Source organism: Actinomycetota bacterium (assembly GCA_036280995.1).
GTDB lineage: Bacteria > Actinomycetota > CALGFH01 > CALGFH01 > CALGFH01 > CALGFH01.
Window position 1 is genome coordinate 1 of record DASUPQ010000559.1, and the last position, 6,576, is coordinate 6,576.

Consider the following 6,576-nt stretch of genomic DNA (forward strand, 5'->3'; position numbering starts at 1 on the left):
ACTCGCTGCTGGACCGGGTGACCCGGCTGCCGTTCGTCATCCCCGGCGACCCCTCCGGGGTGCCGGCCTCGGTGCTGCTCGCCCTGGCCCCGGTGGAGGGGGCCGACGACCTGGAGCTGGTGCTGGTGCAGCGGCCCGGGCACCTACGCCAGCACGCCGGCCAGGTGGGCCTGCCCGGGGGCGCGGTCGAGCCGGGGGACGCCGACGGGGTCGCCGCCGCCCTGCGCGAGGCCCACGAGGAGGTCGGCCTCGACCCGTCCGGGGTCCGCGTGCTCGGCAGCCTGGACCGGGCGTACCTGGCCGTCTCCGACTTCGACGTGCTGCCGGTGGTCGGGGTCTGGGACGGCCTGGCCCCGCTGATCCCGAGCCCGGACGAGGTCGCCGGGATCCTGCGGCCGACCCTGCGCCAGCTTGCCGACCCGGCCAGCCACGGCAGCATGTCGTTCGAGGCCATCATGGGCGAGGTGGAGGTGGCCGCCCGCAACCTCCCCGGCGACCTGAGCAGCCCCGTGTTCTGGGTCGACGGGACCCTGGTCTGGGGGTTCACGGCCGGCCTGCTGGCCGGGTTCCTCGACTCCCTCGGCCTCCAGGCCCCGCCCCTCCCCGCCTACTGGGGCGTCCGCCCCTGACCCTGACCCCTGGGAGCAGCTGATGACGACCGCCCCGCCCGACGAACCCGAGCCGACCCCGGCCCCGGAACCGCCCGAGCCCGAGCCCGCGCCGCCGGTCCCGCCGGCCGCGACCAGCGGCGCCGGGACGCCGCTGGTCCTGCTGCACGCCTTCCCCCTCGACGGCCGCATGTGGGCGCCCCAGGTCGAGGCCCTGGCCGGCACCTACCAGGTGATCGTCCCCGACCTGCGCGGCTTCGGGGCGGCCCGGGACCAGGCGGTCGAGGAGGCCGGCATGGACCTGCTGGCCGACGACCTGGCCCGCCTCCTGGACGACCGCGGCCTGGACCGGGTGGTGCTTGGCGGACTGTCCCTTGGCGGCTACGTGGCCCTGGCCTTCATGCGCCGCCACGCCGACCGGGTCAGCGGCCTGGTCCTGCTCGACACCAAGGCCACCGCCGACGGCGACCAGGCCAGGGACGCCCGGCTGGAGATGGCCGAGCGGGTCCTGGCCGAGGGCAACGACTTCGTGCCCGAGGTGATGCTGCCCCGGCTGCTCGGCGGGACCAGCCGCGAGCACCGGCCCGAGGTGGTCTCCAAGGTCGCCGCCCTGATCCGCGAGCAGAGCCCGGCGGCCATCGCCGGCGCCCAGCGGGGCATGGCCGCCCGCGCCGACACCACCGACGTGCTGGCCACGATCAAGGTCCCGACCCTGGTCGTGACCGGCGAGGAGGACGCCGTCACCGGGCCCGAGGTCGGCCGCGACCTGGCCGCCGGCATCCCCGGGGCCCGGTTCCTGCTGGTCGAGGAGGCGGGGCACCTGGTCAATCTGGAGCAGCCGGAGATCGTGAACGAGGCGCTGCTGGACTTCCTGGCCCCACTCTGGATCTGAGCGTGCTTGCTCGATGACAACTGGTCCACCCATCTAGTACGCTCGGGCTAGTCGCGGCTCTGGTTCCCCCGACCAGAGCCGAAGCGCGAGGGGGGCAGGGGAGGACCGGCTCCTGCCCCCCTCGCCATGTTCCCAGAGCGCCCGCGGAGCCGCCGGTTGATCCTCGTCGCCGTGGTCGTCCTGGCCGCCCTGGCGGTGCCGCTGGCCGGCGGGCGGCTGGGCGCGCTGGTCGAGCTCCGCCTCCGCCGCGTCTGGGCCATCTTCGCCGCCCTGGCCCTGCAGGTCGCCGCCCTCGACCTGCCCGGGCTGCCCGAGGGGGCGCGGGCCGTCCTGGTGGTGGCCTCCTACCCGGTCGGGGCGCTGTTCCTGGCCGCCAACTGGCGGGTCCCGGGGATGCGGCTGGTCGCCCTCGGGGGGGCGCTCAACCTGGCCGCCATCTGCGCCAACGGCGGGGTCATGCCGGCCGCGCCGTCGGCCCTGGCCGGGGCCGGCCTGCCGCCGGACGCGCCCGGGTTCCAGAACTCGGCCGCCGTCGCCGACCCGCGCCTGGCCTTCCTCGGCGACGTCTTCTACGTCCCGGCCTCGTGGCCGCTGAGCAACGTCTTCAGCGTCGGGGACGTGCTGATCGCCCTCGGGGTGGCCTGGGCGCTGCACCGCGTCTCGGGGTCGCGGCTGGCCCCGCCCTGGGCGCCGCCGGCGCCCTGACGGCCCGGCTCAGCCCCGGTGGCCGCTGCCCTCCTCGACCAGCTCGACCAGGACGCCCTGCATCGACTTGGGGTGCACGAAGGCGATGGTGGTGCCGCCGGAGCCGATGCGGGGGGCCGGGTCGATCACCTCGAAGCCCTGGGCGCGGAGGTCGGCCACGGCGGCGGCGACGTCGGGCACGGCGTAGCCGACGTGGTGGACGCCCTCGCCCCGCCGGGCCAGGAACCGGCCGACCGGGGAGTCGGGGTCCAGCGGCGCGACCAGCTGGACGAACGCCTCGCCGGCGCGCAGCAGCAGCTCGTGCACGCCCTGCTCGGTGATCACCTCCTCGTGGGTGACCTCCAGGCCCAGCACCTGCTCGTAGAGGGCGCGGGCCGCGGCCAGGTCGGTGACGGCGATGCCGACGTGGTCGAGGCGTCCGAGCTGCACAGCCAATCCCTTCAGGCACGGTTCGGGGGGGTCCGGGGAGGCGCTTGCCGCCCCCCCGGTGAATCGGGGTTCAGATCCTTGATCCAGTCGGTGGCGGTGTGGTCGAGGGACCAGCCGGCGGCGGCCGCGGCCCGATCGGCCGACCCGCCGGCGGCGGTGAACAGCCACAACGGCCGGCCGGCGGGGACCAGGCCGCGGGCCAGCTCCAGCATCCGCCGGCCCAGCCCGCGCCCCTGGGCGGAGCGGGCGACGGCGAAGTGGCACAGCTGGGTGGTGGTGCCGGAGTCGAACAGCAGCAGCACGCCGCCGCCGTCGGCCGTCCGGTAGGGGCGGCTGCGCGGGTCCCGGAACCGGCGCCGGTAGGCCTCCTCGCGGCCGCCGGTCTTGTCGTGGTCGCCCCAGGAGTCCCGCCACACCCCCAGGAAGGCGTCGAAGTCGCCGTCGCCCAGCGCCAGCAGCCCCGGCGCCCCCGACCCGGTGCCCGCGGCCCGCCGGTAGGCCTGGGTCTCGATCTGGCGGTAGCCCAGCCCGGCAAGGTCGTCGCCCAGCCCCGGCCGCGACGACGGCGAGGCGAGCACGTGCACGTAGTCCCGCCCGGCCCGCTTGAAGGCGGCCTCGGCCCCGGCGGCGTCATAGGCCAGCCGCACCCCGAAGACGAAGTTGTAGATGAACAGCGGGTCGACCGGGCAGGTCACGACCTTGCCCGCCGCCAGCTGGACCACGCCACCGCCGCCGATGACGGACAGGTTCAGGTGGTTCTGCTCGCACGCATGCACGAACCCGAGGCTCATGCCGGCCAGCCTAGCCGTTCCCGGGCCGCGCGGCGCCGCCCCGGAGCTCGTCGCCGCCCCGCCGGGCTGACCGGGCGCCGGGCGGCCACGACCCGGACGGTAGACTCGGGGCGAGCGCAGCAAAGGGGGAACCACCATGTTCGAGCGGACCCAGCCGGTGATCTGTGCCGGGGCCAGGACGCCCATCGGGCGGTTCGGCGGGGCGCTGGCCTCGCTGCCCGCCGTCGAGCTGGGCGGGCGGGCCGTCGCGGCCGCCCTGGAGCGGGCCGGGGCCGACCCCGGAGCGGTCGAGCACGTGGTCATGGGGCACGTGCTCCAGGCCGGGCAGGGGCAGATCACGGCCAGGCAGGCCGCGGCCCGGGGCGGCGTCCCCATGACCGTGCCCGCCCTCACCGTCAACAAGGTCTGCCTGTCGGGGCTGAACGCCATCGCCACCGCCGCCCAGTACGTCGAGCTCGGCCAGGCCGGGCTGCTGGTCGCCGGGGGCATGGAGTCGATGAGCGGCGCCCCCTACGTGGTGCCCAAGGCCCGCTTCGGAGCCCGTATGGGCGACGCCGAGCTGGTCGACGCGATGGTCCACGACGGGCTCTGGGACGCCTTCGACGACGCCCACATGGGCGAGCTGTCCGACCAGGTCAACCAGCGCCTCGGGATCGACCGGGCCGCCCAGGACGAGTGGTCGGCCCGCTCCCACGAACGGGCCGCCGAGGCGACCAAGAACGGCGTCCTGGGCGAGGAGATCGCCCCGGTGGTGGTGGCCCAGCGCAAGGGCGAGGTCACCGTCGACCAGGACGAGGGCATCCGGCCCGGCACCACCGCCGAGGCCCTCGGCCGGCTCCGGCCGGCGTTCTCACCCGACGGCACCATCACCGCCGGCAACGCCTCCCAGATCTCCGACGGGGCGGCGGCGGTGGTCGTCACCTCCCGGGAGCGGGCCGCCGCCGACGGCCTGCCGGTGCTCGCCTCGGTCGTGGCCTACGGGACCGTGGCCGGTCCCGACACCAGCCTGCACTCCCAGCCGTCGCGGGCCATCGCCGACGCCTGCCGCCGGGCCGGGGTCGCCCCCGGCGACCTGGACCTGGTCGAGATCAACGAGGCCTTCGCCGCGGTCGCCCTGCGCTCGACCCGCGAGCTGGAGCTGGACGAGGGCATCGTCAACGTCAACGGCGGCGCGGTCGCCCTCGGCCACCCCATCGGGGCCAGCGGCACCCGGGTCGTGCTCACCCTGGCCATGGAGCTGCGCCGCCGCGGCGGCGGGCTCGGCGCGGCCGCCCTGTGCGGCGGCGGCGGCCAGGGCGACGCCCTGCTGGTCCGGGTCGAGGGGTGAACCTTCCCGAGCTCCTCGAACGGCTGAAGGCCGGCGACAAGCGGGCCGTGGCCCGGCTGATCTCCTGGGTCGAGGACGGCGACCGCGAGCAGCTCCGGGACGCCGCCGAGGCGCTCAACCCGGCCACCGGGCGGGCCCAGGTGATCGGGCTCACCGGGTCGCCCGGGGTCGGCAAGTCGACCCTGGCCGGCGCCCTTGTCGCGACCTACCGGGCCGCCGGACTGTCCGTGGGGGTGTTGGCCGTCGACCCGTCCTCGCCGTTCACCGGCGGGGCCCTGCTCGGCGACCGGGTGCGGATGCAGCGCCACGCCCTCGACGAGGGGGTCTACATCCGCTCCATGGCGACCCGGGGCCACCTGGGCGGCCTGGCCTGGGCGACCCCGCAGGCGGTGCGGGTGCTGGACGCCGCCGGCTGCGACGTCGTCCTGGTCGAGACCGTCGGGGTCGGCCAGGCCGAGGTCGAGGTGGCCGGCCTGGCCGACACCACCCTGGTCGCCCTGGCCCCCGGATTCGGGGACGCGGTCCAGGTCGCCAAGGCCGGCATCCTCGAGGTGGCCGACGTGTTCGTGGTCAACAAGGCCGACCGGGACGGCGCCGAGGTGGTCGCCCGCGACCTGCGCCAGATGCTCCACCTGGGGGAGGCCCAGCCCTGGCAGGTCCCGGTGGTCCTGACCGTGGCCGAGCGCGGCGACGGGGTCGGGAAGCTGGTCGAGGCCATCGCCGCCCACCGCGACCACCTGGCGTCCTCCGGCGAGCTGGACCGCCGCCGCCGCGACCGTGCCGCCCGCGAGATCGAGGAGGTCGCCCTGGCCGACCTCCGCACCGAGCTGGGCGAGCTCGGCCGCGGCGAGGCCCTCGACACCCTGGCCGAGCAGGTCGCCGCCGGCAAGCTCGGCCCCTACAGCGCCGCCGACCAGCTCCTGGCCGGGGTCAGGGGCGACCGCGGCTGATCCGCCCCCCTGTTGCCGGGGAATTGCCGGTCGGCTTCCTGTCCCGGGCGTCGGGTCGCCGCGAGGCTGGCCACCGTCGGAGCGTCCGAAGATCAGGAGGTCGAGATGCGACGCGTGGCGTGGGTCATGGTGCTTGTGATGGCGGCGGTGGCGGCGCCGTACGCCTCCGCCGGGCGGGCCGCCGCCCAACCGACGACGGTCCCCTTCCCCGATTTCGACCACGACGGCTTCGGCGACCTGGCGGTGGGGGTACCCGGCGAGGACGTGGGCACGGCGGTCGACGCCGGGGCGGTTCAAGTGCTGTACGGTTCGGCGGGCGGGCTGGTCTCCGACGGGCGAGCCCTGACCCAGGGCGCTGGCGGGGTACCGGGGGCGTCGGAGGGTTCCGACCGCTTCGGAACGGCCATGACGGCACTCAGGCTCAACCCCGACGTCTACGACGACCTGGTCGTCGGCGTCCCGGGCGAGGACCTCGGCACGGCGGCCGACGCCGGCGCGGTCGTCATCCTGTTCGGCTCGGCCACCGGCCTCGGCGGCGGCGGCGGCCGGCTCATCACCCAGGGCAACCCCGAACCGGGCGACCGGTTCGGGTTCTCGCTCACCCGAGGCGAGGTCACCGCGCTCGACCAGCTGGTCGTCGGCGCCCCTGGCGAGGACGTCGGCGCCGCGACCGACGCCGGTGCGGTCAGCCTCATCACCAGTCCGGGGAGCAGTCCCTCTGAGCAGCTCCTGTACCAGGGCGCCGCCGGCATGGTCGGAACCCCGGAGCGGTCCGACGCCTTCGGCTCCGCGCTCGCTGCCGGCGACTTCAACGATTCCGACGGCCAGGACTCCCTGGCCGTCGGCGTGCCCGGAGAGGACGTCGGCACGGTGC

Annotated in this window: 8 protein-coding genes; 6 read left to right on the forward strand and 2 right to left on the reverse strand. The window is 76.0% G+C overall.

Annotated features, from left to right (window positions below; all coding sequences use genetic code 11):
• The 3 genes from VF468_18905 to VF468_18915 all read left to right on the forward strand — a co-directional run.
• Window positions 1–629: CoA pyrophosphatase (locus VF468_18905; protein HEX5880361.1), on the forward strand; the 629-nt coding region annotated here is incomplete at its 5' end.
• 22 nt (window positions 630–651) lie between these two features.
• Window positions 652–1,500, forward strand: coding sequence for an alpha/beta fold hydrolase (locus VF468_18910; protein ID HEX5880362.1), 849 nt, complete (start codon window positions 652–654; stop codon window positions 1,498–1,500).
• A gap of 156 nt (window positions 1,501–1,656) precedes the next feature.
• Window positions 1,657–2,205 carry a DUF5317 domain-containing protein gene (locus VF468_18915; protein HEX5880363.1) on the forward strand — a complete coding sequence of 183 codons (549 nt, stop codon included), beginning with the start codon at window positions 1,657–1,659 and terminating at the stop codon, window positions 2,203–2,205.
• A gap of 9 nt (window positions 2,206–2,214) precedes the next feature.
• On the opposite strand, the gene mce is transcribed toward VF468_18915, so the two are convergent.
• Window positions 2,215–2,634, reverse strand: coding sequence for a methylmalonyl-CoA epimerase (gene mce / locus VF468_18920; GenBank protein ID HEX5880364.1), 420 nt, complete (start codon window positions 2,632–2,634; stop codon window positions 2,215–2,217).
• A gap of 11 nt (window positions 2,635–2,645) precedes the next feature.
• Complete coding sequence (locus VF468_18925; GenBank protein HEX5880365.1) at window positions 2,646–3,425, reverse strand: GNAT family N-acetyltransferase; 780 nt, start codon at window positions 3,423–3,425, stop codon at window positions 2,646–2,648.
• A gap of 136 nt (window positions 3,426–3,561) precedes the next feature.
• Between VF468_18925 and VF468_18930 the strand changes: the two genes are divergently transcribed.
• From VF468_18930 to VF468_18940, 3 genes are all read left to right on the forward strand, one after another.
• Window positions 3,562–4,752 (forward strand): acetyl-CoA C-acetyltransferase, encoded by a 1,191-nt coding sequence (locus tag VF468_18930; GenBank protein ID HEX5880366.1) that lies wholly within the window; start codon window positions 3,562–3,564, stop codon window positions 4,750–4,752.
• On the forward strand, window positions 4,749–5,702 hold the full coding sequence (gene meaB, locus VF468_18935) for a methylmalonyl Co-A mutase-associated GTPase MeaB (GenBank protein ID HEX5880367.1): 954 nt from the start codon (window positions 4,749–4,751) through the stop codon (window positions 5,700–5,702). Before VF468_18930 ends, meaB begins: the two co-directional genes overlap by 4 nt.
• Before the next feature lie 105 nt (window positions 5,703–5,807).
• Window positions 5,808–6,576: hypothetical protein (locus VF468_18940; GenBank protein HEX5880368.1), on the forward strand; the 769-nt coding region annotated here is incomplete at its 3' end.

Coding starts and splice junctions, on each gene's coding strand:
- VF468_18930 (HEX5880366.1), top strand. CDS start 3,562: ATGTTCGAGCGGACCCAGCCGGTGATCTGTGCCGGGGCCAGGACGCCC.
- VF468_18910 (HEX5880362.1), top strand. CDS start 652: ATGACGACCGCCCCGCCCGACGAACCCGAGCCGACCCCGGCCCCGGAA.
- VF468_18925 (HEX5880365.1), bottom strand. CDS start 3,425: ATGAGCCTCGGGTTCGTGCATGCGTGCGAGCAGAACCACCTGAACCTG.